General features: G+C 66.3%; 30 protein-coding genes. 6 read left to right on the forward strand and 24 right to left on the reverse strand.

Annotated elements, in window-relative coordinates; translation table 11 throughout:
• Positions 1-83: 83 nt before the first annotated feature.
• From nusB to AC3IT0_RS12005, 14 genes are all read right to left on the reverse strand, one after another.
• The gene (nusB, locus tag AC3IT0_RS11940; RefSeq protein WP_489320016.1) at positions 84-494 is read right to left on the reverse strand and encodes a transcription antitermination factor NusB; all 411 of its coding nucleotides are present in this window, start codon (positions 492-494) and stop codon (positions 84-86) included.
• Entirely contained in the window at positions 494-1,057 is a 564-nt protein-coding gene (gene efp / locus AC3IT0_RS11945; RefSeq protein ID WP_056340266.1) for an elongation factor P, read from the reverse strand. Before efp ends, nusB begins: the two co-directional genes overlap by 1 nt.
• Positions 1,058-1,233: 176 nt before the next feature.
• Positions 1,234-1,752 carry a tetratricopeptide repeat protein gene (locus AC3IT0_RS11950; RefSeq protein ID WP_489320017.1) on the reverse strand — a complete coding sequence of 173 codons (519 nt, stop codon included), beginning with the start codon at positions 1,750-1,752 and terminating at the stop codon, positions 1,234-1,236.
• Positions 1,752-2,843, reverse strand: coding sequence for a 3-dehydroquinate synthase (gene aroB, locus AC3IT0_RS11955; RefSeq protein WP_489320018.1), 1,092 nt, complete (start codon positions 2,841-2,843; stop codon positions 1,752-1,754). The genes AC3IT0_RS11950 and aroB overlap by 1 nt, the downstream gene beginning before the upstream one ends.
• Positions 2,840-3,349, reverse strand: a complete 510-nt coding sequence (locus AC3IT0_RS11960; protein WP_489323781.1) for a shikimate kinase — start codon at positions 3,347-3,349, stop codon at positions 2,840-2,842. The genes aroB and AC3IT0_RS11960 overlap by 4 nt, the downstream gene beginning before the upstream one ends.
• A gap of 59 nt (positions 3,350-3,408) precedes the next feature.
• Positions 3,409-4,608, reverse strand: a complete 1,200-nt coding sequence (aroC, locus tag AC3IT0_RS11965) for a chorismate synthase (RefSeq protein ID WP_489320019.1) — start codon at positions 4,606-4,608, stop codon at positions 3,409-3,411.
• A 26-nt stretch (positions 4,609-4,634) separates the two neighbouring features.
• Positions 4,635-5,495 carry a shikimate dehydrogenase gene (locus AC3IT0_RS11970; RefSeq protein WP_489320020.1) on the reverse strand — a complete coding sequence of 287 codons (861 nt, stop codon included), beginning with the start codon at positions 5,493-5,495 and terminating at the stop codon, positions 4,635-4,637.
• A complete protein-coding gene (gene mltG, locus AC3IT0_RS11975) occupies positions 5,492-7,180 on the reverse strand; it encodes an endolytic transglycosylase MltG (RefSeq protein ID WP_489320021.1) in 1,689 nt (562 codons plus the stop codon). The genes AC3IT0_RS11970 and mltG overlap by 4 nt, the downstream gene beginning before the upstream one ends.
• Positions 7,164-7,775 (reverse strand): Holliday junction resolvase RuvX, encoded by a 612-nt coding sequence (ruvX, locus tag AC3IT0_RS11980; RefSeq protein ID WP_489320022.1) that lies wholly within the window; start codon positions 7,773-7,775, stop codon positions 7,164-7,166. Before ruvX ends, mltG begins: the two co-directional genes overlap by 17 nt.
• Before the next feature lie 7 nt (positions 7,776-7,782).
• Complete coding sequence (alaS, locus tag AC3IT0_RS11985) at positions 7,783-10,461, reverse strand: alanine--tRNA ligase (RefSeq protein ID WP_489320023.1); 2,679 nt, start codon at positions 10,459-10,461, stop codon at positions 7,783-7,785.
• 117 nt (positions 10,462-10,578) lie between these two features.
• Positions 10,579-10,809 (reverse strand): DUF6167 family protein, encoded by a 231-nt coding sequence (locus AC3IT0_RS11990; protein WP_489320024.1) that lies wholly within the window; start codon positions 10,807-10,809, stop codon positions 10,579-10,581.
• Positions 10,810-10,826: 17 nt separating this feature from the next.
• Positions 10,827-11,201, reverse strand: coding sequence for a DUF948 domain-containing protein (locus tag AC3IT0_RS11995; protein WP_489320025.1), 375 nt, complete (start codon positions 11,199-11,201; stop codon positions 10,827-10,829).
• A 145-nt stretch (positions 11,202-11,346) separates the two neighbouring features.
• Positions 11,347-11,973, reverse strand: a complete 627-nt coding sequence (gene rpsD, locus AC3IT0_RS12000; protein ID WP_056340296.1) for a 30S ribosomal protein S4 — start codon at positions 11,971-11,973, stop codon at positions 11,347-11,349.
• Between the two features lie 203 nt (positions 11,974-12,176).
• Positions 12,177-13,589 carry a replication-associated recombination protein A gene (locus AC3IT0_RS12005; RefSeq protein WP_489320026.1) on the reverse strand — a complete coding sequence of 471 codons (1,413 nt, stop codon included), beginning with the start codon at positions 13,587-13,589 and terminating at the stop codon, positions 12,177-12,179.
• A gap of 60 nt (positions 13,590-13,649) precedes the next feature.
• On the opposite strand from AC3IT0_RS12005, the gene AC3IT0_RS12010 reads away from it, so the two are divergent.
• Together AC3IT0_RS12010 and AC3IT0_RS12015 are read left to right on the forward strand one after the other, a co-directional pair.
• Positions 13,650-14,360, forward strand: a complete 711-nt coding sequence (locus AC3IT0_RS12010; protein ID WP_489320027.1) for an acVLRF1 family peptidyl-tRNA hydrolase — start codon at positions 13,650-13,652, stop codon at positions 14,358-14,360.
• A gap of 199 nt (positions 14,361-14,559) precedes the next feature.
• Positions 14,560-14,691: a hypothetical protein gene (locus AC3IT0_RS12015; RefSeq protein ID WP_489320028.1), complete on the forward strand. Its 132-nt coding sequence runs from the start codon at positions 14,560-14,562 to the stop codon at positions 14,689-14,691.
• 55 nt (positions 14,692-14,746) lie between these two features.
• Here AC3IT0_RS12015 and AC3IT0_RS12020 read toward each other — a convergent pair whose 3' ends face one another.
• From AC3IT0_RS12020 to fadE16, 8 genes are all read right to left on the reverse strand, one after another.
• Entirely contained in the window at positions 14,747-15,451 is a 705-nt protein-coding gene (locus AC3IT0_RS12020; protein ID WP_489320029.1) for a TIGR04282 family arsenosugar biosynthesis glycosyltransferase, read from the reverse strand.
• Complete coding sequence (locus tag AC3IT0_RS12025; protein ID WP_489320030.1) at positions 15,448-16,164, reverse strand: glycosyltransferase family 2 protein; 717 nt, start codon at positions 16,162-16,164, stop codon at positions 15,448-15,450. Before AC3IT0_RS12025 ends, AC3IT0_RS12020 begins: the two co-directional genes overlap by 4 nt.
• A 115-nt stretch (positions 16,165-16,279) precedes the next feature.
• The gene (locus tag AC3IT0_RS12030; protein ID WP_489320031.1) at positions 16,280-16,693 is read right to left on the reverse strand and encodes an Rv1678 family membrane protein; all 414 of its coding nucleotides are present in this window, start codon (positions 16,691-16,693) and stop codon (positions 16,280-16,282) included.
• Positions 16,690-17,247, reverse strand: coding sequence for a TQO small subunit DoxD (locus tag AC3IT0_RS12035; RefSeq protein ID WP_489320032.1), 558 nt, complete (start codon positions 17,245-17,247; stop codon positions 16,690-16,692). Before AC3IT0_RS12035 ends, AC3IT0_RS12030 begins: the two co-directional genes overlap by 4 nt.
• Positions 17,240-17,365 carry a hypothetical protein gene (locus AC3IT0_RS12040; RefSeq protein ID WP_489320033.1) on the reverse strand — a complete coding sequence of 42 codons (126 nt, stop codon included), beginning with the start codon at positions 17,363-17,365 and terminating at the stop codon, positions 17,240-17,242. Before AC3IT0_RS12040 ends, AC3IT0_RS12035 begins: the two co-directional genes overlap by 8 nt.
• Positions 17,366-17,507: 142 nt before the next feature.
• A complete protein-coding gene (locus AC3IT0_RS12045; protein ID WP_489320034.1) occupies positions 17,508-18,509 on the reverse strand; it encodes an Rv1681 family radical SAM protein in 1,002 nt (333 codons plus the stop codon).
• Positions 18,500-19,312: an Rv1680 family SBP-like protein gene (locus AC3IT0_RS12050; RefSeq protein WP_489320035.1), complete on the reverse strand. Its 813-nt coding sequence runs from the start codon at positions 19,310-19,312 to the stop codon at positions 18,500-18,502. The genes AC3IT0_RS12045 and AC3IT0_RS12050 overlap by 10 nt, the downstream gene beginning before the upstream one ends.
• A gap of 12 nt (positions 19,313-19,324) precedes the next feature.
• Positions 19,325-20,455, reverse strand: a complete 1,131-nt coding sequence (fadE16, locus tag AC3IT0_RS12055) for an Rv1679 family acyl-CoA dehydrogenase (protein ID WP_489320036.1) — start codon at positions 20,453-20,455, stop codon at positions 19,325-19,327.
• A 328-nt stretch (positions 20,456-20,783) separates the two neighbouring features.
• On the opposite strand from fadE16, the gene AC3IT0_RS12060 reads away from it, so the two are divergent.
• From AC3IT0_RS12060 to AC3IT0_RS12075, 4 genes are all read left to right on the forward strand, one after another.
• On the forward strand, positions 20,784-21,272 hold the full coding sequence (locus AC3IT0_RS12060; protein WP_489323782.1) for a thioredoxin domain-containing protein: 489 nt from the start codon (positions 20,784-20,786) through the stop codon (positions 21,270-21,272).
• Positions 21,273-21,289: 17 nt separating this feature from the next.
• Positions 21,290-22,933, forward strand: coding sequence for a DUF3179 domain-containing (seleno)protein (locus AC3IT0_RS12065; RefSeq protein WP_489320037.1), 1,644 nt, complete (start codon positions 21,290-21,292; stop codon positions 22,931-22,933).
• A 137-nt stretch (positions 22,934-23,070) separates the two neighbouring features.
• On the forward strand, positions 23,071-23,991 hold the full coding sequence (locus AC3IT0_RS12070; protein ID WP_489320038.1) for an MTAP family purine nucleoside phosphorylase: 921 nt from the start codon (positions 23,071-23,073) through the stop codon (positions 23,989-23,991).
• Complete coding sequence (locus AC3IT0_RS12075) at positions 23,988-25,055, forward strand: NAD-dependent epimerase/dehydratase family protein (protein WP_489320039.1); 1,068 nt, start codon at positions 23,988-23,990, stop codon at positions 25,053-25,055. Before AC3IT0_RS12070 ends, AC3IT0_RS12075 begins: the two co-directional genes overlap by 4 nt.
• On the opposite strand, the gene AC3IT0_RS12080 is transcribed toward AC3IT0_RS12075, so the two are convergent.
• Complete coding sequence (locus AC3IT0_RS12080; protein ID WP_489320040.1) at positions 25,052-26,191, reverse strand: sensor histidine kinase; 1,140 nt, start codon at positions 26,189-26,191, stop codon at positions 25,052-25,054. The genes AC3IT0_RS12075 and AC3IT0_RS12080 overlap by 4 nt on opposite strands.
• On the reverse strand, positions 26,184-26,924 hold the full coding sequence (locus tag AC3IT0_RS12085) for a response regulator transcription factor (RefSeq protein WP_489320041.1): 741 nt from the start codon (positions 26,922-26,924) through the stop codon (positions 26,184-26,186). The genes AC3IT0_RS12080 and AC3IT0_RS12085 overlap by 8 nt, the downstream gene beginning before the upstream one ends.
• Positions 26,925-26,999: the final 75 nt, after the last annotated feature.

Here is a 26,999-nt window from a genome sequence, read left to right on the forward strand (position 1 = left end):
ACGCAAAGAGCCCCGGCCAGGGTGAACTGGTCGGGGCTCTTCATGACGGCTGTGCGCGGACGGTTGGCCCGTGCGAAAACAGCTCAGGCGAGCAGCGAGGGCTTCAGCTGCTGCAGCCGGCCCAAGAGGCCGTTAATGAACGACGGCGATTCGTCCGTTGAGAGCGTCTTGGACAGTGCCACTGCCTCACTGACCGCGACGCCGTCGGGAACGTCGTCGTTGTACAGCAGTTCCCAGGTGCCGATCCGCAGGATGATGCGGTCCACCGCAGGCATACGTTCCAGGGTCCAGCCCTGGGAATAGGTCTCAAGGAATTCGTCGATGGCGGCCTGCTGCGAGACCACGCCCTCCACGATTTCCAAGGTGTACGGGTTCACGATCTGGTCGGTCAGTTCGCGCCGGGACCTGAGTACATCGAAAGCGGAAACCGAGCGCTGCTCAGCTTCGAAGAGGACCTCCAGTGCCCTGTTACGGGCCTTACCGCGTGCGCTCACTACTCGCTGACCCGGCCGAGGTAGCTGCCGTCGCGGGTGTCGACCTTGACCTTGGTGTTGTTCTCGACGAACAACGGAACCTGGATCTCGTAGCCGGTTTCCAGCGTTGCGGGCTTGGTGCCGGCGGAGGAGCGGTCGCCCTGCAGGCCAGGCTCGGTGTAGGTGATCTCCAGGACAACGCTGGGCGGAAGTTCGATGTACAGCGGGTTGCCTTCGTGGATGGCGATGTTCACCATCTGGTTCTCCAGCATGAAGTTGGTGGCGTCGCCAACAGTGGCGCCGGAGACCGTGAGCTGGTCGAAGTCCGAGGTGTCCATAAACACGAAGTCTGCACCGTCCTGGTACAGGTACTGGTAATCGCGGCGGTCAACCGTGGCGGTCTCGATCTTAAGGCCGGCGTTGAACGTCTTGTCTACAACTTTGCCGGACATCACGTTCCGCATCTTGGTCCGCACAAACGCGCCACCTTTGCCGGGCTTGACGTGCTGGAATTCAATGATGTTCCAGAGCTGGCCCTCGAGCTTCAGGACCGTTCCGTTCTTGATGTCGTTAGTGGTTGCCACTGGTATCCTCTGGTTTCTATCTGTCTGGTCAGTTGTCAGACGTTCTATGCCGGCCAGGCATGCCGAACGGCCCGCCAGCGCGTGTTTATCAAAAATCCAAGAACCATTCTACCGGTAAAACCCGGGCGCCTTGCGTCCGGCCTCCCGGCCACCCACCTCAGAACCGGATAGGCGTGTCAGCAGGCGAGATCAAGGACGTCGCGGGCCCGCTGAAGCGCCACGGTGGACGAGTAGATCTGCGCGGCATCAGCCGATTGCGCAACCCGAAGATCCAGCGCCCGGGCGAAGGCTTCTACGGCGGCGGACGTGTGTCCGGCGGCGTATTGCGTCTTACCCAGGTACTGCAGCACCAGGGCTTCACGGTCAGTCCCCTGGAACTCCGCGAGCAACTGCCGGAACAGATCAAGGGCGCGGTCCGTGCGGTGTGAGACACGCAGCACCTCAGCCTCGAACGTGCGAAGGCGGAAGGACTCAGGATCCTTGAAGCGGGCCTCGGCGAGCAATTCGGCCGCCTCTGGAGCATGCCCCTCCACGATCAGGACGAAGATCTGGTCTGCCGGGTCCGTGGACGCCGCCAAGGCTGCGCGGCAGGCATCCTCGTTGACGATCTCCGGCAGCAGGGAGACCGGGTTGATCCGGATTCCGGGGAAGCCGGCCTCGGGCCAGTCGCTGGTGCCCGCCACGTCGCCCTGCATCAGGACGCGATTTCCTGGTAGGCCGCGAAAAGCAGCGACGTGTCCGGGACATCCAGGATGCCCGGCTTGGCGATGCCGTCCAGAACCACAAAGCGCAGGAGGTCCCCGCGTGACTTCTTGTCCCGCCGCATGCCGTCCAGCAGACCCTGCCAGCGGTCCCGCCGGTACGTGACCGGGAGTCCCAGTGTTTCCAGGATGCTGCGGTGGCGATCGGCGTCGGCATCGCTGAGCCGGCCAACACTGCGGGCAAGTTCAGCGGCGAACATCATGCCCACCGAAACCGCCGCGCCATGTCGCCAGGAGTAGCGCTCCACCAGTTCAATGGCGTGGCCAAGGGTGTGGCCGTAGTTCAGGATTTCGCGCAGCCCGGATTCCTTGAGGTCCTCCGAGACCACCTTGGCCTTGACCGCGATGGCGCGTTCAATGAGTTCGCGCAGGGCGTCCGAGCCGGGGTCGGTGGCCGCCGCCGGGTCCCTTTCCACCAGGTCAAGGATGGCCGGATCTGCGATGAAGCCGCACTTGATGACTTCGGCCATGCCGGAAATGATTTCGTTCCTGGGCAACGTGGTCAGTGTGTCCAGGTCCACCAGTACACCGGCCGGCGGGTGGAAGGAGCCCACCAGGTTCTTGCCCTCAGCCGTGTTGATCCCGGTCTTTCCACCCACGGAAGCGTCCACCATGCCCAGCAGGCTGGTGGGCATGTGGATGACCTTCACGCCGCGGAGCCAGGTGGCCGCCACAAAACCGGCCAGGTCGGTGACGGCCCCGCCGCCCACTGCCACGATGGCGTCGGAGCGCGTGAAGTCGTTCTGGCCCAGGACCTGCCAACAGAAAGCGGCGACCTGGATGTGCTTGCCTTCTTCGGCGTCCGGGATTTCCGCGGTCAGCGACGTGAAACCCGCTGCAGCGAGCTCATCGCGGACGGTGTCACCGGTCAACCGCAGCGCCCGGGGATGGATGACCAGCACACGCCGGACCCGCTCCCCCAGCAACGCGGGCAGGTTCCCCAGCAGACCGCGGCCGACTACGACGTCGTAATTCTGCCCTGCGGATTCGCCGGTGACCTTGATGACTGTTGAATCGACGCTCACTTTTCAACTTCCTGTTTGGCGGCCGCGTAGTCACGCAGCGCAACTTCGAGCCGGTGTCCCAGCTCGCTGACAGAGCCATGGCGGACATCCACCACAAGGTCTGCCAGCCGTTCGTAAACGGGTTTCCTGGTAATAAACAGCGCGGACCATCGGGCCATCGCATCGCCTGCGAGCAGCGGCCGGCCCGAGTTCCGGGCGATGCGGACGGCCACGGTTTCCTCATCGCATTCGAGGTACACCACAGTGCAGCGTCCCAGGAGCTGCTGCGTTCCGGAATCAAGCACGGCTCCGCCGCCCAGGGAAATCACGCTGGTGGAGCCCTCCGCATGTTCCACCGCACTGGCTACGGTCCGGGCCTCGATCTCCCGGAATGCGTGCTCGCCGCGACCGGCAAAGATCGAAGCAATGCTGCCATGGGCGTCCACGATCAGATTGTCCGTATCGACGAACGGCACGTCCAGCAGCTTGGCCAGCTCGTGGCCGATGGCGGACTTTCCCACCGCCATGGGTCCGATGAGGACAATGGGCCGGTTGCCAGGCACACCGGCCTTATGGCTCCCGGACACTAGTGGCCGATCGAGTCCAGGGATGCCGGAATGTTGTCCAGGTAACCCTTGATGTTGCGGGCGGTCTCCGCCACGGAGTCACCGCCGAACTTTTCGGTGACGGCTTCCGCCAGAACCAGCGCCACCATAGCCTCGGCCACCACGCCGGCAGCCGGCACCGCACAGACGTCCGAGCGCTGGTGGTGCGCCTTCGCAGGCTCCCCCGTGCTGACGTCAACCGTGCGCAGGGCGCGGGGCACCGTGGCGATGGGCTTCATGGCCGCACGCACGCGCAGGACGTCGCCAATGCTCATGCCGCCCTCGATGCCGCCGGCCCGGTTGCTCGTCCGGATGATCTTGCCGTCCGCGTCCTTGACAATTTCGTCGTGGGCAGCGGAGCCGCGGCGTGCAGCTGTCAGGAACCCGTCGCCGACTTCCACGCCCTTGATGGCCTGGATGCCCATCAGGGCGGCGGCGAGCCGGGAGTCCAGCCGGCGGTCCCAGTGGACGTAGCTGCCCAGTCCCGGCGGCAGTCCGTACGCGAGGACCTCCACCACACCGCCCAGGGTTTCGCCTTCTTTGTGTGCGGCGTCAACCTCGGCCACCATGGCGTCAGAGGTCTCGCGGTCAAAGCAGCGCAAGGGATCGGCGTCGAGCGCAATCACGTTGGCCGGAACGGGCAGCGGACGGCCCTCCGGGACAGTCACGCTGGCAATGGAAACGGTGTGGCTGACCAGTTCAATGCCGAGCGCCTTGAGGAACTGGGACGCGACGGTGCCCATGGCAACACGGGTGGCGGTCTCCCGGGCGCTGGCACGTTCCAGGACGGGCCGGGCTTCGGAGAACCCGTACTTCTGCATCCCGGTGAAGTCTGCGTGTCCGGGACGGGGCCGGGTCAGGGGCGCGTTGCGGGCCTGGTCGGCCAGGATTTCCGGAGCCACCGGGTCGGCAGCCATGATCTGCTCCCACTTGGGCCATTCGGTGTTGGCGACCTGGATGGCCACCGGACCGCCCTGGGTCAGGCCGTGGCGGACGCCGCCGAGGATGGTCACGACGTCCTGTTCAAACTTCATACGTGCGCCCCGGCCGTAACCGAGGCGGCGGCGTGCCAATGAATCGGCGATCTGCCCGCTGGTGAGTTCAACACCGGCGGGGACGCCTTCAATAATTCCCATCAGGGCCGGACCATGGGATTCACCGGCAGTCAACCAACGCAACATAATTTCCATCCTGCCATGTATGGCGGTCAGAACGCCCGTCGGGGAAGGCCGACTGAGTCGCACATCACATCTATGACAGATGCATTAACGTCGTCACCGCGGCCGGTGAACAGGCGTACCTGCTCCACCGCCTGGTACATCAACATTTCGAGTCCGGGCACCACGGCGCCGCCGCCGGACTGCCACACCGAGGCGATCCGGCTGGGCCACGGATCATAGGCCACATCCAGGAGCACACCGGGTGTTCCGGTTCCCAACGCGGCGATTTCCTCGGCCATGCCGTCGGCCGCGCGCGGCGGGAGAGTGGAAATTACGACGTCGGCACTTGCGGTCGGAACGGCGGCTTCGGTCAGCGGCCGGACGGCGATGGACAGTCCAACGCCGGCCGCCGCGGCTCGCGCCTCGTCGGCTCGGGTGGTATCCCGCACGAAGATCTGGGCGTGCTTTGTGCCCAGATCCTTCAGTGCTGCCACAGCGGCCGCGGCCGTGCCGCCCCCGCCCAGCACCACGGCGTCCGGGCTCGCCGCCACTCCCGCGTTCAGGACAGCGTTGACGATGCCGGCGACGTCGGTGTTGTAGCCGATCCGCCTGACGGCGCCAAGGCCTTCTTCGAAAGCGACGGTGTTGACCACACCGAGTGTCCGTGCCACACCGCGGACCTCGTCCACCTCGGCAAACATCCCGGATTTCAGGGGCATGGTGACTGAGAGCCCACGCCAGCCCTGCTGCGTCCTCACTTGTTCCATAAAGGCCGGCAGCGCCTGCTCAGTCAGGTCCAGTGCCGTGTAGGCGATGTCCATCCCGAGCTTGCGGTAGGCCGCCAGATGCAGGGCCGGGGACTTGGAGTGGCTGATCGGATGGCCCAGGACGGCAGCCCGAAGACTCATGCGCAGCGGCCCACGTTGGCCTGGCACCAGGTGTTGTACTGGTTGACGTAGACGTTGTGCTCGTCGAGCGTCCTGGAGAACTTCGTTTCCTTCGTGTCCAGGTTGATGGTGACCCAGTACAGGTAATCGTTCGTTTTGGGCTTCGCCGCCGCATCGATGGCGGTCTTGCCCGGGGAACCGATGGGGCCCGGAGGCAGGCCCGGGTTGGCGTACGTGTTGTACGGGTTGGACTTGTCCTGGCGCTCTTCATCGGTGAAGTTGAAGCTCTTGGTTCCCAGTCCGTATGTCACGGCCGAATCCACCTGCAGGAAACCGGAAGTCTGGTCATTCGGCTTGAGCCGGTTGTAGATGGCTCCGGCAACGTCGCCGTATTCAGCCTGGCCGCCTTCAGCCTGCACAATGCTCGCCACGATCACGGCCTCATATTGCTTCGCCGGATCGGTGATGCCCTGTGCCACAAGTTCGTCGGTGGTGGTCTTCACCAGGGCCTGGAGGATCTCTTTGGCCGGTGTACCGAGCGGGAACCGGTACTCGCCGGGGTGCAGGAAGCCCTCAAGGTTGGTGGCGTTGGCCGGCAGGCCAAACTGTTGCGGGGAGTTACTTAGCTCTTTGAGCTGTTGCACCGAAACCCCGGATCCGGTGGAAATCGCCTGCAGGGACTCGCCGATCCTGAGACCCGCGCTCAATGCGAAGTAGATGACCTTGCTCTGGTCGGTGCCGAGCAGGACGCTGACGGCGTCGGCGTTTTTCATCTCCATCTTGAAGCTGTAGTCCCCTGGCGACAGTGTTCCGCCGGACGAAGCAAATGCCTGCAGGAAAGTGTCAGCGTTGGCCACTACTTTCCCGCTCTCCAGTTTGGTGGCCACGGAGCGGGTGCCTTCACCAGGCTGGACCGAAACCATGACCTCGCCTGTGCCGGGACCGGGGTAGTCGGCCGCTTTGTCGTTTCCAAGCAGGGGTTTGATGAACTGCGCACCCACGGCGATCGCTGCCACGAAGACCACAAGCGTCAGGAACAGGGCCAGGAGGCGGCGCCGGCGTCGGACCTTCTTGGAGGGCTTTGCCACTACGGAAGCCGCGGCCGCGCCGGCGAACAGGCCGGCGTCGGGGTGGTGGTCATCAAGGTGGTGATCATCAACGTAGTGGTCATTGTGGTGGTGATCATCGGCATGGTGATCATTATGGTGGCCTGCATCGTGCTGTTCTTCGTCCGGATAGTGGTACCCGGCCTCATGGAGCGCTTCGTCAGGGTAGTGGTGCCCGGCGTCGTACGCTTCATGAGCGTGCTGGTCTTCGGGGTGGAATTCCTGGACCTGGGCGTCATCCGGATGGTGGTCTGCGGCAGGACCATCGTCCTGGATGGAAGGCGGGGCGTCCGGGGCTGTCGGAATAACCGGCTCCGGATCGGGCGTCTGAAGCGGATCGTGCGTCTGGACCGGCTCGGGTGCAGGCGCAGGATCGGGGGCAGGCGCGGGATTCGGGGCAGGTGCCGTAGCAGGTGCAGCGTGGGGTTCAGGTGCCCTAGCAGGTGCAAGCGCATCCTGCCCCGTTTCGTAGGCCTGCTCGGGAACCACGTCGCTGCTCCCCGTGTGCTTCTCCAGGGCGCGGAGCTCTTTTCGGGTCAGCGGCCTGGCACCATCGTTGCTCATGGCGCCTGAGGCGTCGTCGTTATTGGACGGGCTCACTGTAGCCTTCCGTGTTCTGAGATCGGGCTGTGCCTTCCGGGGCTGCATGCTCGGGCTGAACTGCCGAACCTGCTCCGGATGGCCGCGTACGGGGCGGCGCGGTCACGCGGCTGCCAACGTCCGTTCCCCTGGCTTTTTGCATGTCGATGGCGTGCTGGAGGATGCCTGCCGCCGCGACCTGATCCACCACTTTACGGTGGTTCCGGCTGCTCATGCCAGCTTCGTGCAAGTTGCGGTGCGCTGTAACACTGCTCAGGCGCTCATCAACCAGGTTGACCGGAACATCCATTTCCCGGGCACCGAACTCCGCAGCCAGCAGTTCGGCGTAGTCGGTAGCCATCCTGGCGGAGGCGTGCTCTTCGCCCTTCATGGTGCGTGGCAGCCCCACAAAAACCTGGACGGCGCCACGTTCCGCAGCGAGCGACGCGATGACGCGTACGTCGGAATTCTTCTTGGCGTTGCGGTCCAGGGTCTTGTACGGAGTGGCCAGGATTTCGTCCCGGTCGCAGATGGCCACGCCCACGCGGACGGTGCCGACGTCTACCCCCAGTTTGATGCCCTGGGGGTAGGCGGCGGCGCCAGCGGATTCTGTCACGGGTTCCCTAGCGCCGGGAGATGGCGTCCACAACGGCGGCCAGCGCCGGTGCGACCTTGGCAGCGTCCGTGCCGCCACCTTGGGCGACGTCGTCCTTGCCGCCGCCGCCGCCGCCGAGGATTCCGGCCGCCAGCCGGACCAGGGCCCCGGCCTTCACGCCGGCTTCCCGGGCTGCCTCGTTGGTGGCCACGAGAATCATGGGCCGGTCATTGCTGACACCGGCCACTGCCACGGTGGATGCTCCCGAGCCGAGGCGGTTGCGCAGGTCCAGGGCAAGGTTGCGGATGTCGTCTGCGCCGCCGATCTGGCCGGCATCGTGCGCGATGACCTGGATGCCGGCTGCATCCCGGGCGGTGCTCACGAGGTTTCCTGCCGCTGCGGCGATCTGTTCCTTGCGCAGGCGGTCGAGTTCCTTCTCCGTGGCCTTGAGCTTGTTCAGCGTGCTGGCGATTCTGTCGGCGAGCTGACCGGAAGGCACTTTGAGCATCTCGGTCAGTTCGGTCACCAGGGCGCGTTCGGCGGCCAGATGGCGGAAGGCATCCATGCCTACAAAGGCCTCAACACGGCGGTTGCCTGAACCGACTGACTGTTCGCCGAGCAGGGACAGGCTGCCGATCAGGGACGTGTTTGCCACGTGTGTGCCGCCGCAGAGTTCACGGGACCACGCGCCGTCGATCTCTACAACACGGACTTCGCTGCCGTAGTTTTCGCCGAAGAGCGCCATGGCGCCCAGCGCCTTGGCCTCTGCCAGGCCCATAACCTTGGTGTCCACCCGGAAATTGTTGCGGATGGCGAGGTTGGAGACTTCCTCGATTTCGGAACGCGTGGCCGTGCTCAGGCCTTCGCCCCAGGCAAAGTCGAAACGCAGGTAGCCGGCCTTGTTGTAGGAACCGCGCTGGGTGGCTTCCGGGCCGAGGATCTGGTGCAGGGCGGCGTGCACGATGTGGGTGCCGGTGTGGGCCTGCTCGGCGGCATGGCGCCGCTCGCGGTCCACGGCTGCGCGGACCAATGAGTCGGAGCCGATCTCGCCTTCGCGGACGATTGCCTTGTGGACGCTGAGTCCCTTGATGGGGCGTTGGACGTCCAGGACTTCGACGACAAATCCGTCACCGGTGATGAGGCCGGTGTCAGCCGACTGGCCGCCTGCTTCAGCGTAGAACGGGGTCTCCGCCAGGACGAGTTCAATCTCATCGCCGGTGGCAGCGTGCCCCACGTGCTGTCCGCGGCTGAGGATGCCGCGGACCCGGGACTCACCATCCAGGTCGGTGTATCCGGTGAAGACAGTCTCGCCCTGGGCCAGCAGTTCCTGGAAGGCGCTGAGATCGGCGTGGCCGCCCTTCTTGCCCTTGGCGTCTGCCTGGGCCCGCTGGCGCTGTTCGAGCATCAGGCGGCGGAATTCCGGCTCATCGACCTTGAGCCCGGCTTCCTCCGCCATCTCCAGGGTGAGGTCGATGGGGAAGCCGTATGTGTCGTGCAGGGCGAAGGCATCCGCACCGGACAGCGGCGTGCCGGCGGCCTTGGAATCCGTGACGGCGTCTTCGAGGCGGGCGGTGCCTGAGGCGATGGTGCGCAGGAAGGCCCGCTCTTCGGCGTAGGCGATCCGGCTGATGCGGTCAAAGTCCGTCGCCACGATGGGGTAGACGCCCTTCATGGCATCGCGTGAGGCTGGGAGCAGGTCCGGCAGGCACGCCTTTTCGACGCCGAGCAGGCGCATGGAACGCACGGCGCGGCGGATCAGGCGGCGCAGGACGTAGCCGCGGCCCTCGTTCGACGGCGTCACTCCGTCGGCGATCAGCATCAGGGCCGAACGGATGTGGTCACCCACAACGCGCATGCGGACATCGTCCGTGTGGTGCGGATCCTCAGGTGTTTCGGCCGAGGTGTACTCCCGGCCCGACAGCTCAGCAGCCTTGTCGATCACGGGCCGGACCTGGTCGGTCTCGTACATGTTCTCGACGCCCTGCAGGATCATCGCGAGGCGCTCCATACCGAGGCCGGTATCGATGTTCTTTTTGGGCAGCTCGCCGACGACGTCGAAGTCGTCCTTGGAGCGGACGTTGTCGATCTGGTACTGCATAAACACCAGGTTCCAGATTTCAACGTACCGGTTTTCGTCGGCGATGGGACCGCCCTCTACGCCGTAGGCGGGGCCGCGGTCGTAGTAGATCTCCGAGCAGGGGCCTGCGGGGCCCGGCTGTCCGGTGTGCCAGTAGTTGTCGGCCTTGCCCATCCGCTGGATACGCTCGGCGGGAACGCCGGTGTTCTTGAGCCACAGCTCCTTGGCTTCATCGTCCTCTTCGTAAACCGTCACCCACAGCAGTTCCGGCGGAAGGCCGTAGCCGCCGTCGTCCACGCTGGTGGTGAGCAGCTCCCAGGCGTACTTGATGGCGTCTTCCTTGAAGTAATCACCGAAGGAGAAGTTGCCGCACATCTGGAAGAAGGTGCCGTGGCGGGCGGTCTTGCCCACTTCCTCGATGTCACCGGTGCGGATGCACTTCTGAACGCTGGTGGCCCGGTCGAAAGGGGCTTCTTCGCGGGCAGTCAGGTAAGGGATGAACGGGACCATGCCGGCCACGGTGAACAGGAGGGAGGGGTCGCTGGAGACCAGCGAGGCGGAGGGAACCGCGGTGTGTCCTTTGCTGACAAAAAAGTCCACCCAGCGCTTTGTGATCTCCTGCGACTTCATGAGCTGATTACATACCCTTCTCGGTTCACGCGTTGTGCCACGCATGACTTATTGATTCAGACGGCAGTGCCGGCAAGCGGCGGCTGCTGGTTTAATTCTCGCGCGTTTTTCCCGCGTTCAGCGGCGGGCTACGTCCTGGGAGTCGATCCCGAGGGCGGCCCGAAGGTCCGTCTCGCGCTCACTCATTCCGGCACGCACGGCATCGGCGAAGTCGTATACGCCGTCGGCCAGCCGGCCCACCGCGCGGTTCAGGCCTTCCGGCCCCAGATTGGCCTGGGCTTCGGTGACCTTGCGGAATGCGATGACACCGATGGCCACGCCGATTCCCATCCAGACAAATCGTTTCATTTCAGTTCTCCGGTGGCTTAGCGGCTGCGGCGGCCCGGTGCGGGCTTCTTGCGGTTGGCGAGGGCTGAGCGCACGCCGTAGCTGAAGGCTGCCACCTTGATCAGCGGTGAACCGACTGTCGCTGCCACGAGTGAGGACAGTGCGGAAAGGTTTGCCGACGCATCGGAAACGTTGGAGGCGATGCCGTCCACTTTCTTCAACTGCTGGTTGGTGGTGGAGACGGTCGCGGTGACTTCGTCCATCAGGGGCGTGGCGCCGTCGCTAAGGGAACGGATGGAGGTCCGAACTTCCTCCAGCACGCTGCCGAGCTTCAGGATGGGCACGGCGAGCAGCAGCACCAGCAGCGCGAACACCCCGGCTGCGATCAGGCCGGCAATATCGCCACCAGACATAGACGTTCATCTCCTTGAAACTGACGTGGATCTTTTACCTCCGCGCACGCTGCCTTGATGCGTTCCGCAGATGTCCCCCAAGTACCTTACATACAAAGAAGCCCGTGGCGCTTGCCACGGGCTTCTTTGGATACGCTGCTGGGATTTAGCGTGCGTAGAATTCGACGACGAGCTGCTCTTCGCAGGTTACGGGAACCTCGGAGCGCTTCGGGCGACGGACCAGGCGGGCCTGCAGGGCGTCAAGCTTGACGTCCAGGTAGGCCGGAACCTGGGGCAGCACGTCGCGGTGTGCGCCGGCTGCTGCAACCTGGAGCGGAACCATGGTTTCGCTGCGGGTGTGGACGTGAACGAGCTGGCCTTCGCCTACGCGGAAGGACGGGCGGTCAACGCGGATGCCGTCAACCATGATGTGGCGGTGCACAACGAGCTGGCGGGCCTGGGCGATGGTGCGGGCGAAGCCGGCACGCAGCACGAGGGCGTCGAGACGCATTTCGAGCAGTTCGATCAGGTTTTCGCCGGTCAGGCCCTTGGTGCGGCGGGCTTCTTCGAAGGCGCGGGTCATCTGGGCTTCGCGGATGCCGTACTGGGCGCGCAGACGCTGCTTTTCGCGCAGACGTACGGCGTAGTCGGAGTCTTGCTTCTTGCGGGCACGGCCATGCTCACCGGGGCCGTACGGGCGGCGCTCCATGTACTTGGCGGCCTTGGGGGTCAGAGCAATGCCGAGTGCACGCGAGAGGCGTGCTGTACGGCGAGCACGAGTGTTGTTAGCCACTTGTGTCCTTCCAATATCTGCGGTGTGTCAGTGTTACTGGCCTCCACGATGGAGAGCATCGGCCAACCGCTGCCTTTTGCTACTGGGCACAGGGCTACCCCAACGAAACAGCAAAAAAATACTGAAGGATGGGGAGATTGCGTCCGCGCCTTGCCAGACAACGAACAATCTTAGCAGGATTCGCCTGCATTCCCACACTCGCCTCAATTGCCGCGGATGATCTTGCGGAGGCGTTCGAGGCGCACGGCGATGTCCCGTTCCGCGCCATTGACGGTGGGCTCGTAGTAGTCCCTGCCCACCAGGTCATCCGGCGGGTACTGCTGGCTGGCCACGGAATGGGGGGCATCGTGGGCGTACTTGTAGCCGAGCCCGTGGCCCAGCTGCTTGGACCCCGGGTAGTGCGCGTCGCGCAGGTGCGCCGGGATCCCGTTGCCCAGGCCGGCACGCACATCCGCGACAGCTTTGTTGATTCCCATGTAGGCGGCATTGGATTTCGGCGCGGTGGCCAGGTGCACCACGGCCTCGGCCAGGACGATCCGCCCTTCGGGCATGCCGATCAGCTGCACTGCCTGGGCCGCGGCAACAGCTGTCTGCAGCGCTGTGGGGTCCGCCATCCCCACGTCTTCCGCTGCGGAAATCACGATGCGCCGGGCAATGAACCTCGGGTCCTCCCCCGCCTCCAGCATCCTGGCGAGGTAGTGCAGTGCAGCGTCCACGTCGGACCCACGGACTGATTTGATGAAGGCGCTGGCGACGTCGTAATGCTGGTCCCCGGCGCGGTCGTAGCGTACGGCGGCAACGTCCAGGGCACGTTCGGTGTGCTTGAGCTCCACGGTGACCAGCGAGTCGGCATCGGCGTCGTCCGCATCGCCGAATGCCACGCCTGCCGCGGCTTCGAGGGCCGTCAGGGCCCGCCGGGCGTCGCCGCCGGCGAGCCGGACGAGGTGCGCCAATGCCTCGGCGCTGAGCTCCACCTTCCCGTTCAGGCCGCGCTCGTCCGCCACAGCGCGCTGCAGGAGCCCTTCGATGTCCGCCTCCGTGAGCGGTTTCAGGGTGAGCAGGAGTGAGCGGGACAGCAGCGGTGAGACCACCGAAAAGGACGGGTTTTCGGTGGTTGCCGCCACGAGCACCACCCACCGGTTCTCGACGCCGGGCAGCAGGGCATCCTGCTGCGCCTTGTTGAAGCGGTGGATCTCGTCAAGGAAAAGCACCGTGGTGGTTTTGTACAGATCCCGCGCCGTGAGGGCTTCGTCCATGACCCGCCGAACGTCCTTGACGCCTGCCGTGATGGCGGACAGCTCCACGAACTTCCGCCCCTTGCCCTTGGCGATCACGTGCGCGAGCGTGGTTTTTCCGGTCCCGGGCGGCCCCCACAGGATCAGCGAACTGGGGCCTGCGGGACCTAGGGCGTCAGTGCCGGCCGCCAGCTGACGCAACGGCGACCCCTGGCCCAGCAGGTGCTGCTGGCCCACCACGTCATCCAGCGTGCGTGGCCGCATCCGGACGGCCAAGGGACTGCGGGGCAGGGCGGCACGGCCGGCTACGGTACGGCCGGACGACGACGGTTCGTCGCTGTCGTCGTCATTGCCATGCCCTTGGGCGAAGAGATCATCCACATAGATAGGCTACTCATTAGTTCACCGCCCCACTTCCGCCCTCCATGCAAGGGATCCTCCATGAGCGCACGCAGTACGCCCGGCACCGGCCGGCCGCGGTCCGTCAGGACCGCGTTTGTGTCCGGCGAACGCCTGGCCGGATGGGCGGAACGCTTCGGTGCCGCGCACGGCGGCTTCCGGATCAGCGATGACGACGACGGCGTGCGGCTGCTGGCAGCCGACGGCACCACTGCGCTGCTCCAGGCGCCCTGGCCACCGGACGGAAGGCCGGGACGGGGCGCCGATCCCTTGGAACGCCTGGCCTCAGTGGCGTCCCAGCCCCGGACGGCCGGCCTGGTGCTTGTCCGGCGCGGCGGCTATGCGGTGGCTGTAGCCAGGGAAGGCAACCTGCTCGCGTCCAAGGCGGGGTCCCGCTATGTGCAGTCCCGGACGGCGGCGGGCGGCCAGTCCCAGCAGCGGTTTGCCCGCCGCCGGGCCAACCAGGCCGATGAGCTGGTGGAGAAAGTGGCAGCGCACGCAGCAGCAGTCTTCGGCGGCCAGCCGATCGAGTACCTGGCGCCTGGCGGGGACCGGACCCTTGCGGGGCTGGTCATGGACCAACCTGCCATGAAGCTCTATGCGGCGGTTCCGCGGCTGGACTTCCTGGATGTGCCTGATCCCAACGGCTCGGTACTCAGGAAGGCCGCCGCCGATGTCTGCGCCGTCCGGATCCAGGTCGCGGACGCGCCGGACGTGCAGCCTTCGCGTGCAGTCCACCGGAGTGAAATGTAAGGATTCCACCCGCGACAGCCGGACACTGGCCGGAGCGCGCCGTGAGGATCTTGGTCACCGGCGGGGCCGGTTTCATCGGCGGCCACATCGCCGATGCCGCCCTGGCCCGTGGATGGAGGTCCGGATCCTGGGCTGCCGCCGCCCTGCGGTACCACAACGTCTATGGCCCCCGGATGCCCAAAAACACCCCTATGCGGGCGTGGCCAGCCTGTTCCGCTCGGCCCTGGCCCGTGGGGAGGCGCCGCAGGTGTTCGAGGACGGCGGCCAGCGCCGCAGCTTCATCCACCACAGCAGGAACGCAACTGCGCAGCCAGCAGCGCCTGCAGCCTGAAGCGGGTGTCCGCCGCCGCCGGCTCCGCCGTATCGGGTTCCACCCTTGATCCTCCCTAGGCCGTCTCTGAGACCACAACCCAGTCTTCAGGCTTGCCACCGCGGCCTCTGGTCTGCAATTGTTCGGTGGCGGCCGCCACCGCGGCTGCAAATTCGGTGCACGGGATTTCCGCGGCGATCTGCCGTGCGTCGTCCATGTGGTCCATGTCCCTCAGAACCGGCAACAGCCCCACTGAGAGTCCGCCCGCCGCCAGCCGGGTGAGCTGTTCGGCTCCGGTCGTGTCCGTGGACATCGGCACGCCACGGACCAGCGCGCCATCGGGCCGGCGGAGGGCCAGCGCCCAGAAGCCGCCGTCGGCGGCCGGTCCCATCCAGGCATCGTGCTGTGGCGTCGCCGCGGACCAGTCCATGAGCAGCATGGACAGATGCGCCGCTGAAATCTGGGGTGTGTCCATGCCGACGATCAGCAAGGGGCCGGTGGCGTCGTCGCAGAATGCGGCGAGCCGTTCATCCAGCGGGCCGCCGGCCTGGGCCACAACGGCGAATCCTGCCGCATCCCGGGCGCGTGGTGTCCCGTCCATCACCAACAGCCGTTCGCGTACCGGCAGGAGCCTGATGATGTCTAGGGTCCTGCTGAGGCTGAGTTGTGCCAGGTCAGCGGCCTGATCTGGCGTCAATGGCGGAGTCAGCCTGGTCTTAACCCGGCCCGGCAGGCACTCCTTGGCGAAGACCGCCACCTGCAGATCCGGCGTTGGCCTCATGGCTGTTCCTCGCTGCCGGGAAGGCTACGGACCGGCCCGGCGGCGGATGCGGCCGCTGCCGCCCGGAGCTGTGCCGACATATCGCGCACAGCCCTCACTGTGCCCAGGACTGTTCCGGTTACCTTGGACTTTCCCGTGCGCGGGGCATAAACCACCGGAAGTTCGGTGATTCTCCAACCCCGCAGGCTGGCTTTGAGAAACATCTCGAGAGGGTATCCGCTCCTGCGGTCCTCAAGCTGAAGGGACAGCAGACCCGCGCGGCGTGCGGCCCGCATGGGTCCGAGGTCGGTGACGGCTTCGCCGGTGCGGCGGCGCAGCAACCAGGCCAGGGCATGGTTGGCCATACGGGCATGAAAAGGCCATGAACCGCGCTGCGGCTGGCGGCTTCCCAACACGAGATCGGCGGTGCCGGCCATTACAGGCGCCAGAAGGGCAGGCAGCCCGGCCGGATCCAGGGAGCCATCGCAGTCACAGAACGCCACGAAGTCCGCCGTAGCGGCGAGCAGGCCGGCATGGGCTGCCGCCCCGAATCCTCGCCGGTTTTCCCGGATCACCGTCGCCCCAAGCTCCGCCGCAAGTTCCGCCGAGCCGTCGGTGGAGCCATTGTCCACCACGATGGCCCGGTACCCGTGAGGCATCCGGGCCAGGACCCATTGCAACGCCCCCAATTCATTCAGACACGGCAGAACAACATCCACAGTGGGCCCGGTCATGTTGTCCACCGCTCCACGTCATGGGTCCAGGCACGCGGATGCGGCCTTGTCCCTGGCCGGTTCACCGCCTCGTGGGACTCACCTCGGGGCTGGATAGGCTCGCCTGCCGCAGCCATTAGTCCGGCCCGATGGGCTTGGCTCGCCGTTCAGGGGTTGGTTTGTTACCGACGAGCATGATTCCGATCAAGGCCATGCCGAGTCCGGTCAGCAGCGCTGCCGTTCCGACGTCGCCGGCGATCAGCCCGAACTCCTGTCCGTAGGTCAGAAGGCGGAGGAGGCCCAGGACGATCATCACTGCCCCGACACCGAACAGTATCGGGCGCAATCCGAGCATGGTCCCGGCGAAGCCGATCAGGGCAAGAACGAGAAGAATCACGGCCTGTGCCGGACTGACCGGCACCAGCTTGAGCGGAGTATAGTCGATGAGTCCGAAGATCGCGGATGCACCTGTGGCGGCACTGAGCGTGAGCGCCCGGCGCCGGGTTCCCCGATCCAGCCCGGTACGAAGGGCGCCGCGGGGACCTGTCATGATGCCCTCAGCGCCAACCTGGCCAGGCGGGTCGAGGAGGTCCGCCAGCGGGGACGGAGCAGGCCGTCGAGCCCCGCGGACCTACCGGCGGCCGTCGCGATCAGCACCGCGTGCACGGCGAGCATGAGGAAGTAGGACCAGTGCCACTCGTGGGGTGCGTTCAGGACCGACATGGTGATGGCCAGGGTCTGGATGATGCCGATCGCGGCCCAGAACCGGGTGAGCAGGCCGGCGAGCAGGAACGCGCCGAGGCTGAACTCGACCAGCAGGGTGGCGTAGCCGAACAGTGTGAAGTTCGGTAATACGACGTTCTGGACCAGCCAGGAGAACGGCGGGACGACCGGATGATCAACAGCGTAACTGGTGAACTGGAAGAGTCCTGTGCCCTGGTCGCGGCCAAAGTTGGGAGGGAGCTTCCAGCCGACGTTCTGGATCCACATCAAGGCCACGACAATTCGCAGGCCGGCGATGACGGCTCGGGCGGTCCGACCGGAGTCGAGTTCTTCGTCGGCGGTCCTGCCGCCCGGCGTCGTGGTCGCGGCCAGATCAGACACGGTCGGAGACCTTGCCGGTGTCCTTCATGAACGCGTTGTCGCAGGGCACAGGGCCGGCCGGCAATTCCTTACGCCCGCCGTATGTTTGTACGGCATGCACCACGTCGTTGGGGGTCATGGCTTCATGTTAGCCCCCGGTCGTGTCCGTTGGGGACCCACTGAACCTTACGATTGGCGTACATCCGCTGCGTTGTGAGGTCAACGCCCCCACCGCGGAATCGGCCCGATCCGCTGAGCCGGTCCGGACCCTGTAAGCCCGGCTACGCGCAGGGGAAAAGTTTGGCGGCGGCGCCGGCTGCAGCCCATTGTTCGGCGAAGAGCCGGTAGACCTCGCTGAGCGCCGGTCCCAGGGGTTCGATTTGCGTGCTGACCAGGGCCTGGTCATCTGTCGCGGCTACGGGGTGCCAGTACACCCCTTCGGCGGTGACGGTGACTTCGGGGACCAGTGTTTCGCGGGTGAACTGGACTCCGGTGCTGGCGGCTCCCTGCTGCGCGACCGGGCGGATGACCTGATCGGCCCGGGGAATGCCCAGCCCGTCGAGAAAATCGTGAAGTGCGGCCAGATCGGTCGCGTGGGGTGAGGCGATCGTGGCAGCCACCCGGACACGGAAACCCTCGCCCAGTGCAACCTGGATCCCGGCCACCGCCCGGGCCCAGCTGCCAGCACCGCGGTGCCCGTCGTGGATCTCGGGAGTCGGGGAGTCCAGGCTGATCTGCAGGGCGAAGTCCTCGCGCGGCATCGCCTGCAAGGAACGAAGCCCGGGCCCCCGGAACAGCATGCCGTTGGTCAGCAGGGTGGTTGGCAGCAGCCGGACACAGTCTGTGACAATCCGGGCAATGTCGGGCAGCAGAAACGGCTCGCCGCCGGTGAGATATACCTCCTGGACGCCCCAGTCGGCGCCCGCCCGGACCAAGCGGGAAATCCGTTCGACGCCGAGTTCCCGGCGCTCGGCCCTGGGTGAAGAGGCGACACAGCAGTAGTCACAGGCCAGGTTGCAGTGGAAGTTCGTGTACAGCCAGAGCCGGGCCCCGGGCAGGCGGTCCGGTCCCAGCGTCACTGCCGGGTCGGGCAGGCGGCCGCGACGTACGACGACGGCGCCGGGACCGACGTCGGTCCATGACTTGGTGATGAGGGTGTTGCCCGTTCGTTCACACCAGCGTTGGACCAGGTCAAACTCGGTCGCGGAGCCAATAGTCACCGCCCCGGTGGCACCCTCGGCCAGGGTTCCCACCATGCGTACCAGGTCCAGGATCACCACCACTTGGACACCCCCTGTTCCTCGACGGCGGCGAACAGCCCGGCGTAGCCGTCGAGTTCGGGCCGGACCCAGCGCCGCAACCCCTCGAGCTCCAGGATCCTGCGGTGCTCAGGCCGTTCCCAGTCCATGGCCAGCAGCGTGCTGACCCACGGCTCGTAGCGTTCGGCGGGCAACGTGTCCAGTGCGGTGAACATGCAATGGCAGTACGGTTCGGTCTGCCACACTGGCTCCAGTGCCTCCGGCATCAGCTCTCCGCCGCCGATGCCTTCCCAGGTGGTGATTCCGATGGCCGCGACGTCGGCCTCGCCGGCGAGTACCGCGTCGATGGCGTCCAGCTCGCTGCGCCCGGTGTCACCGTGCTTGCCGATGTCACTATCGAACCGTGTCACCTCCAGCAAGGTGAGGTCCAGGCCGGCCCGGGCCAGGTAGTACAGCGGCAGGATGGCGGCCTGGGCTGAGTCCGCGGACCCCAGGGCCAGCCGCTGTCCGGCGAGGGCGCCCGGGCCGGAGAGCCCGCTACCGGTGCGGGCGACGAACACGGTCGCGAACCTTGTGTCGGTGTCGCGCATCGCCAGTGCCCGGGCCCGGCCCCCGGTCTGCATGACCGTGCGCACGTAGGCCAGGTTGGTGTTCCAGACGATGTCGACCTGTCCGGCCCGAAGAGCCTCGACCTGGCGTCCATAGTTGGAGAACAGGACAAAGTCCATCGGCGCCGGCGACTGCGCGAAGTATTCGCGGATGCCTTCCCAGATGGGCACCACATTTGGAGTGTAGGCCACGGCCCCGACCAGCAGCTGCTCGGACATGATCCGGCCTCCTCAGAACAGCGGCAGGCCGGTGATGGCCCGGCCGTAGAAGTCGTAGAGCGCATCCGCGGTCGGCGCCATTACCGAGCCCGCCCGCGCATCACGGAAGGCCCGCTCGATGGGCAGGTGCTTGGAGAAGGCCGCGCCACCGCAGACCCGCATGGCCGCATCCGTGATCTCAAGTGCCGCGTCATTGGCTGAGGCCTTTACCCCGAGCACATGAAGCATCGTGTCTTCCCCGGGAGCGGCGACGCTGCCCGCGGCATGGGCCAGGTAAGCACCCTGCGCTGCCAGGCTGATGCCCATCCGGGCGAGCTGGGCCCGGATCGTAGGCAACCCAGCCAGTGACTGGCCCAGGTGTTCGAGCCGGGCCGCTCCAACGTGTTCGACAGCGGCCCGGGTAGCGGCAGATGCCAGACCCAGCGAGACCGCCGCGTTGCCGAGGTTGAACCACGGCAACACCGTCTCCATCATCAGTGCGAAGCCCGCCGCCGGCCCACCCAGCCGGCACCCGACCGGAATGTCAGCGTCGACGGTCATCGGTGCGGAGTCGTTGCCGCGCAATCCGAGCCCCCGCCAGGGACCGGCAACGGTCAATCCCGGCGTACCGGCGGGAACCGCATACAGGTCCACCTCACCGGGCACCCCCGAGGGCGCACCGGTCGAGACCACATAGACATCGGCGTGAGCGGCCGACGTCACCCAACTCTTATCCGCGCGCAACCGGACAGAAGTCCCGCTGGCAGTCGCGATCGAGACGGGCGCCCAGAAATGCGACCGGGATCCCCGCTCACTGAAGGCCAGTGTGCCCAGCGTTGTCCCGCGCGCCATCCCTGCAAGCAGGTCCGGCAGATCCGGGGGCGGCGCGGCAGCAATCGTTACTGCGGCGGCGGCATGCATCAGATAGATCATCGCCGTTGAACCGCACGCCTCCGCCAGTGCACTGACCGTCTCGGTGAATACCTCCGGCCCGGCACCGGCACCGCCGGCCTCGACGGGCAGCACCAGCCCCAGGAGGCCGCCGGCCCGCAACTCCGCGACCGCCTCGAGAGGGTATACCCCGTCGGTGTCCACCCTCTCGGCGTGCTCCCGCGCGACCTTGACCACATCGTCCAGTGCCTGGCTCGTTGACAATCCACTCACCCGTCTGCCCACATCGCCCTCGCGTGCCTGCATCGCATGCTGACGAGGGTCACGGCCAGCACGTGACGATTATGCACTCCGCACGGCCTCCACGCCAGAGACCAAACCTTACCGTCCAGGAACGTTCGGGCAGGCAACACCCTTTTCTCGAGGGAAGTGGAGCGGTAGGGGCTGGCCGGCGTCGGGCGTTTGCCTCGGGCGGTAATGTTCGGCACAATCTGCGGGAGTTGTGTATGCGGGAACACAGAAGCCGGGCTGCATGCCTTGCTATGCTGAGTTTAGGAAACGGGTGGAACCTCCACCGTTGCCGACGAAGGTGCGACCTGTGATGAAGTCCCCCATGGCCGTGGTGATGACGGGATTCCTCGTCGCGTTGGGTGCCGCGTCCTGCGCCGCACCCTCCAGTATCGCGCCCGGCACCGGTGCCGGGTCCGGACCCGCCGCACCGCAGGCCAGTGCTTCCGCCAGCCCGGTGGGCGGCACCCCGCAGGAAGGCACCCCGCAGGAAGGCAGCTACAGCGCTTACACCCCCGAAGCAGTGTCCTCGGCGTCGGAGACGGAGAACGTGGTCCTGTTCTTCCACGCCACGTGGTGCTCCACCTGCAAACTGCTCGCCAGCGATATCGAGGCCAATGCCGCCAGGATCCCTGCCAATGTCAGGATCCTGCGGGTGGACTTCGATTCCGAAACGGCGCTCAAACAGAAATACGGTGTAACCCTGCAGCACACCCTGGTACAGGTGCGGCCCGACGGTACACAGCTGGCCAAGTGGAGCCTGAGCCGCAACCTCGATGACCTCGTCAGGGAAATCCGCTAGGCGCAGGCCCCCATCCCATGGAGCTCCTGCCGCTCGCCTTCCTTGCCGGTATCCTCACCGTCATCTCCCCGTGCGTGCTGCCCCTGCTCCCCGTGGTGCTCGCCGGCTCGGCCGCCGAACAGAACCGGCGGGCGCCGTACATCATCATCGCCAGCCTGGCGGTCTCGGTGGTCCTGTTCACCCTGCTGATCAAGGCAACCACCCTGCTGCTGGGCGTCCCGAGCCATGTTTGGCTGATCATTTCCGGGGCCCTCGTGGCCTTCATCGGCGCCACGCTCGCGTTCCCGCGGCTCTGGGAATGGATCTCGGAACGGCTCCGGCTGCAGGAAGCCGCCGGCCGGCTGTCGGCAGGTTCCACCAGACGCAGCGGCGCCTCCCGCAGCGTCCTGCTCGGCTTCTCGCTGGGGCCCGCGTTCACCAGCTGCAGCCCCACGTACGGGCTGATCCTCGCCGTCATCCTGCCGGCCAACTTCACCGAGGGGATCGGCAACATCGCCGCCTACACGCTGGGGCTCGCTTTCATCCTGCTGCTCGTGGCCCTCGGCGGCCGCAAGGCGACCCGGCGCCTGGGCTGGGCGAGCAATCCGGACGGGAGGTTCCGCCGCGGGCTCGGCATTTTCCTGGTGCTGGTGGGTCTATTGATCGCCTCCGGGCAGGTACGCACCGTCGAGTCCTGGCTGATCGAGCGCGGCCTCCTGGGCACTGTGGTGCTGGAGCAGGGAATCATCGACTCGGTCCATGGACAGCCGCGCGGCTCCGCTGCCGAGGTCCCGGGCGTTCCAGCGTTCCTGCGCCAGTCCTTCCCCGATACCGACTTCACCCGGGCCGACCCGGCCATTGCCGACGTCCTGAGCGGCGGCCCGGCCAAGGACGGAATACCGGCACTCGAGAACCCCGCTTTCGTGCCCATCGCCGCATTCACCGGGCCGGACAACGTCCAGGCGCTGCTGCTGGAAGGCGGCTCCGAGGTCAGGGCGTACCCCTACAACATTCTGGTGTGGCATGAGATCGTCAACGACACGATCGACGGCGAGCCCGTGGCCGTGACGTTCTGCCCGCTGTGCGGCAGCGCCATCGTGTTCGACCGCGTCCTCCCCGGCGGGAAGGCCACCACGTTCGGCGTCAGCGGCGGCCTGTTGGAGAGCAATCTGGTCATGTTCGACCGCAGCAGCGAGACGCTCTGGCAGCAAAGCACGGGCAAGGCCCTCGCCGGCAAGCACTTCGGCCACCAGCTGGCCCTGCACCAGTTCCAGCTGCTGACCGTCGGCGAGATCAAGGCCCAGCATCCGTCCGCGCGGATCCTGAGCGAAGACACCGGGTACCAGCGCGACTACTCGCGCAACCCGTACGCGGGCTACGAGCAAAGCGAGGGTTTCTACTTCCGGCCCAGCCACAACGATCCGCGGTATTTCGCGAAGGACATATTCGTCGCCTTCACCGTGAACGGCACCCCGGCCGCCGCGCCCTGGCTGGCACTGGAAAACGGCCGGAACTACAGCACCGAGGTCGCAGGGAAACCCGTCACGCTAAGCAAGGTCAAGGACAACCTGGACATCACCGGTCCGGACGGCACCAAAATCCCCTTCTACTTCGAAATGTGGTTCAGCTGGGCGGTCCAGCGCCAGGACGCCGGTGTAGTTTACGACCCCCGGGAAGGGTAGCCCTGCGTCATGTCTTTCTGCGAATAGAGACGTGGTGCCCGTTTCAAACGAATAGTAGGTCCATCCCAGCGCCCGCGTTCGAGTCGTGTAAGGATTCCACCCGCGACGGCTGCTGCCCGGGTTGGCATGATTGGGGCATGGCCTATCCCTCGGAACCCTTCGCACGCATCGGCATCATTGGCGGGACCGGCCTGTACCGGCTTCCGGGCGCCACAGTGCTGGACACGCTGGACGCCGCGACGCCGTTCGGCCCGCCCTCCAGCCCCGTCACCGTTGCCCGGCTGGCAGCACCGGACGGTCCCGGAGGCGCGGACGGGCCGGTGATCGCGTTCCTGAGCCGGCACGGCCGCGGACACAGCATTGCCCCGCAGCAGATCAACAATCGTGCCAACCTCTGGGCACTCAAGAGCATGGGTATTGAGGCTGTCATCTCCTCCGCAGCAGTGGGCGGACTGGTTCCCAGCCACGGAACCGGCACCTTTGCCGTCCCCGACCAGTTTCTGGACAGGACCTGGGGCCGGGCCGACACTTTCTACGATGGCTCGCTGCCCACCGGGGTGCAGCACCTGGCCGCCGCCGAGCCCTACAGCGCCCCGCTGCGCGCCGCGCTCATCGCCGCTCTGGAGCTGCAGGGCGAACACTTCGCACCGGCAGCCACCGTGGCAGTCATCAACGGGCCACGCTTTTCCACCAGGGCCGAGTCCGCGGCCCTGGTCCAGGCCGGTGCGCATCTGGTCAGCATGACCCAACACCCCGAGCCGGTGCTGGCGGCGGAGCTGAACATGCATTTCGCCGCGCTGGCGTTCATCACGGACGCCGACACCGGCCACGACGGTTCCGAACCCGTGACCGCGGAGCTGGTGCTCGGCCGTCTGGCGGCCGCGCAGCCGCGGATCCTGGCCGTGCTGTCCGCCGCGGTGCGGAGGGTGTCCGCGGGGCTGTCCGGCGCGGAGCCGGCGGACAACGGCGGATTCCCGCGGATGGCGCTCATGCCCGCCGACGCCGTGGCCACTGTGATGGGCGCCGGACCCGTCCGCCCCGGCCGGAGCGCGCCGTGAGAATCCTGGTCACCGGCGGAGCCGGTTTCATCGGCGGCCACATCGTCGACGCCGCGCTGGCCCGCGGATGGGAGGTCCGGATCCTGGATTCGCTGGATCCGGCGGTGCATCCAGACCAACCCCCGGGAAATCCCGGGGCGGCCCTGATGGTGGGGGACGTCGGCGATGCATCTGCCGTCTCGGCGGCGCTGGAGGGGATCGACGTCGTCGTCCACCAGAGCGCCAAGGTGGGCCTCGGAGTGGACTTCTCCGATGCGCCGGACTACATCCGCAACAATGACCTGGCCACAGCTGTGCTCCTGGCAGGCATGGCCTCGGCCGGCACGAAAAAGCTCGTGCTGGCCTCGTCCATGGTGGTCTATGGCGAGGGCGCCTACACCGACTCCGCCGGCCGGCTGGTGCGGCCCGGCCCGCGCCGCGTGGAGGACATGGAGCACGGCATCTTTGACCCCAGGGACCCTGCCACCGGCGAGCTGCTGCTGCCCGCACTGGTCACCGAAGACGCAGTGCTTGACCCGCGGAACGTCTACGCTGCCTCCAAACTGGCCCAGGAAAACCTGGCGTCGGCGTGGGCCCGTTCCACCGGAGGCACTGCCGCCGCCCTGCGGTACCACAACGTCTATGGCCCCCGGATGCCCAAAAACACCCCCTATGCGGGCGTGGCCAGCCTGTTCCGCTCGGCCCTGGCCCGTGGGGAGGCGCCGCAGGTGTTCGAGGACGGCGGCCAGCGCCGCAGCTTCATCCACGTGGCGGACGTGGCGGCGGCAAACCTGTGCGCCATTGAGGCGTTGGCGGAAGGCAGGGTCATCGCGGCGGGCAGCCTGAGGGCATACAACGTGGGAGCCCCGGAGGTCCACACCATCGGACAGGTGGCGGGGGTCCTGAGCGCTGTCGGCGGCGGCCCGGCCCCTGAGGTCTCAGGCCGATTCCGGCTGGGCGACATCCGGCACATCACCGCCACTTCGGCCCGGGCCACGGCCGAACTGGGCTGGGCTCCGCGGCATGGTTTTGAGGACGGCATGCGCGAGTTCGCCACCGCCCCGCTGCGCGGGGACCGGAGCTAGAGAGCCGGTCCCAGGCGCTCCTTGCCGGCTGGTATCCGCAACAAAAACTGGCACCCGCCCGCAATGTTGGCAACCTCCAGGGTGCCCTGGTGGGCCTGGACGATGCCCTGGACCATGCTCAGGCCAACCCCTGCGCCGCTGTAGCGTGATTTGGTGCGTCCGGTGCCCTTCTGCCAACCTGCGGCGAGCATCCGGGGCAGGTCCTCCTCCGGGATCCCGCCGCAGCCGTCTCGCACCTGCACTACCGCTTCGCCGGCTGATGAGGTCACGGCAATGGACACGGTGCTGCCAGGGGTGCTGTACAGGATGCCGTTGAGGACAACATTGCGGATGGCCCGGGCCAACGACGGCCCATCGGCGGCCACCATGGTGGGGGCGACGGCGTCGCCGTTGATGGTTATGGCCCGGCTGGCCGCGACAGGGGCGAGGTCGGCTATTGCGTCGCTGACGACGTCGTACAGGTCCAAAAGCTGGTGGTTCAGCACCAAGGTTCCGGCCTGGATCTTGGAGAGTTCCAGCAGGTCATTGACCAGCACGGCCATCTGGTCGGCCTGGCAAATGATTCTCTGGTGGTAGCCGGACACATCCTCGGCAACGCCATCCTCCAGCGCCTCGGCCATGGCGCGCATGCTGGCCAGCGGGGTGCGCAGGTCGTGGGAAACCCAGACCACCAGTTCGCGCCGCGCAGCCTCCACCGCCAGTTCCCGTTGCCTGGATTCTTCGAGTTTGTGGCTGGTGGCGGCGAGTTCGGCGGCCACCGCGGACAGTTCCGAGGTCATTTTCCGATGCGGCGCCACGCTCTCGCCGCGGCCGATTCTGGCGGCGTCGCCCGCCAGCCGGTTGGTGTTGTGCGCCACCCCCACGCCCAGCAGCACCGCGACGGCGACCGCCACAAACGAGGCGATCGCCAGAATAACCCACATCACCTGAAGGTCAGCCGCAGTAATGAACATGGCATTGAAGGCAGTCACGATTCCCGCCACCAGGATGGCCAGGGTGGCCAGGACCACCAGCAGGATCTGGACCACAATCGAGGCGCTGCGGAGCAGGCGCTGCAGGACCACAGTCACGGCGCCGATTGCCAAGGCCCATGCAAGCACGACCGCGATAATGGTGAACAGATCACCGCTAGTCATGGCTTGCCAACTCTGTGCCGTCGTCAAATCTGTAGCCCACGCCCCACACCGTTTTCAGCAGCAGGGGTTTGGTGGGGTCGGCCTCGATTTTTTCGCGCAACCGGCGGACGTGAACCGTTACGGTGGAGAGGTCGCCGAAGTCCCAGCCCCAGACGGCCTTGATCAGGACGTCGCGGCTGAAGACCTGGTTGGGGCGGCGCAGAAAAAACGCCAGAAGATCGAATTCCCGTGCTGTCAGGGTGAGGTTCTCATCGCGGTATCTGACGATGCGCGAGGCCGGATTGAGGACAAAGCCCGCCAGTTCCACGGGCTGCTCCGGGGTGAATTCCTTGATGCTGCGGCGAAGCACGGACTTCACCCGCAGCACCAACTCACGCGGCGAGAAGGGCTTGGTCACGTAGTCGTCAGCGCCCATTTCCAGGCCCAGGATACGGTCGTCCTCAGTGCCCAGCGCGGTGAGCATGATGATGGGCATGGACTGTGTGCGGCGGATCCGCCGGCACACTTCCGCCCCGTCCAGGCCGGGTAGCATCCGGTCCAGGATGATCAGGTCCGGGTTGCGCGTCTGGGCCAGATGGAGGGCACTGAATCCATCGCCTGCCATATCCACCTGGAAACCGGCCAGCACCAGATAGTCGTGCACCACCTGGGCGATGGTGGCTTCGTCTTCAACGAGCAGGATGCGCCGGTTGCCAACGTCCACCGCGTCAGCGTCGGGCTGGACAGTGTTCACGTTCCCAGCATAGGTTCCCGCGCGCCGCTGCGAGTCCGTTCAGGGCTGCCGGAGGGCAAGCGTCCCGGTTCCGTA

Source organism: Pseudarthrobacter sp. KH_020_B (assembly GCF_057840185.1).

What these genes read in the sequence shown, in the direction of transcription:
- AC3IT0_RS11950 (WP_489320017.1), bottom strand. Translation starts at nt 1,752, where the DNA reads ATGCAGGGCGACGTGGCGGGCACCAGCGACTGGCCCGAGGCCGGCTTC.
- AC3IT0_RS11960 (WP_489323781.1), bottom strand. Translation starts at nt 3,349, where the DNA reads ATGGCGGTGGGAAAGTCCGCCATCGGCCACGAGCTGGCCAAGCTGCTG.
- aroC (WP_489320019.1), bottom strand. Translation starts at nt 4,608, where the DNA reads ATGTTGCGTTGGTTGACTGCCGGTGAATCCCATGGTCCGGCCCTGATG.
- AC3IT0_RS11970 (WP_489320020.1), bottom strand. Translation starts at nt 5,495, where the DNA reads ATGAGTCTTCGGGCTGCCGTCCTGGGCCATCCGATCAGCCACTCCAAG.
- alaS (WP_489320023.1), bottom strand. Translation starts at nt 10,461, where the DNA reads ATGAAGTCGCAGGAGATCACAAAGCGCTGGGTGGACTTTTTTGTCAGC.
- AC3IT0_RS11990 (WP_489320024.1), bottom strand. Translation starts at nt 10,809, where the DNA reads ATGAAACGATTTGTCTGGATGGGAATCGGCGTGGCCATCGGTGTCATC.
- AC3IT0_RS11995 (WP_489320025.1), bottom strand. Translation starts at nt 11,201, where the DNA reads ATGTCTGGTGGCGATATTGCCGGCCTGATCGCAGCCGGGGTGTTCGCG.
- AC3IT0_RS12010 (WP_489320027.1), top strand. Translation starts at nt 13,650, where the DNA reads ATGAGCGCACGCAGTACGCCCGGCACCGGCCGGCCGCGGTCCGTCAGG.
- AC3IT0_RS12020 (WP_489320029.1), bottom strand. Translation starts at nt 15,451, where the DNA reads ATGAGGCCAACGCCGGATCTGCAGGTGGCGGTCTTCGCCAAGGAGTGC.
- AC3IT0_RS12025 (WP_489320030.1), bottom strand. Translation starts at nt 16,164, where the DNA reads ATGACCGGGCCCACTGTGGATGTTGTTCTGCCGTGTCTGAATGAATTG.
- AC3IT0_RS12030 (WP_489320031.1), bottom strand. Translation starts at nt 16,693, where the DNA reads ATGACAGGTCCCCGCGGCGCCCTTCGTACCGGGCTGGATCGGGGAACC.
- AC3IT0_RS12040 (WP_489320033.1), bottom strand. Translation starts at nt 17,365, where the DNA reads ATGACCCCCAACGACGTGGTGCATGCCGTACAAACATACGGCGGGCGT.
- AC3IT0_RS12050 (WP_489320035.1), bottom strand. Translation starts at nt 19,312, where the DNA reads ATGTCCGAGCAGCTGCTGGTCGGGGCCGTGGCCTACACTCCAAATGTG.
- AC3IT0_RS12060 (WP_489323782.1), top strand. Translation starts at nt 20,784, where the DNA reads ATGAAGTCCCCCATGGCCGTGGTGATGACGGGATTCCTCGTCGCGTTG.
- AC3IT0_RS12065 (WP_489320037.1), top strand. Translation starts at nt 21,290, where the DNA reads ATGGAGCTCCTGCCGCTCGCCTTCCTTGCCGGTATCCTCACCGTCATC.
- AC3IT0_RS12070 (WP_489320038.1), top strand. Translation starts at nt 23,071, where the DNA reads ATGGCCTATCCCTCGGAACCCTTCGCACGCATCGGCATCATTGGCGGG.
- AC3IT0_RS12080 (WP_489320040.1), bottom strand. Translation starts at nt 26,191, where the DNA reads ATGACTAGCGGTGATCTGTTCACCATTATCGCGGTCGTGCTTGCATGG.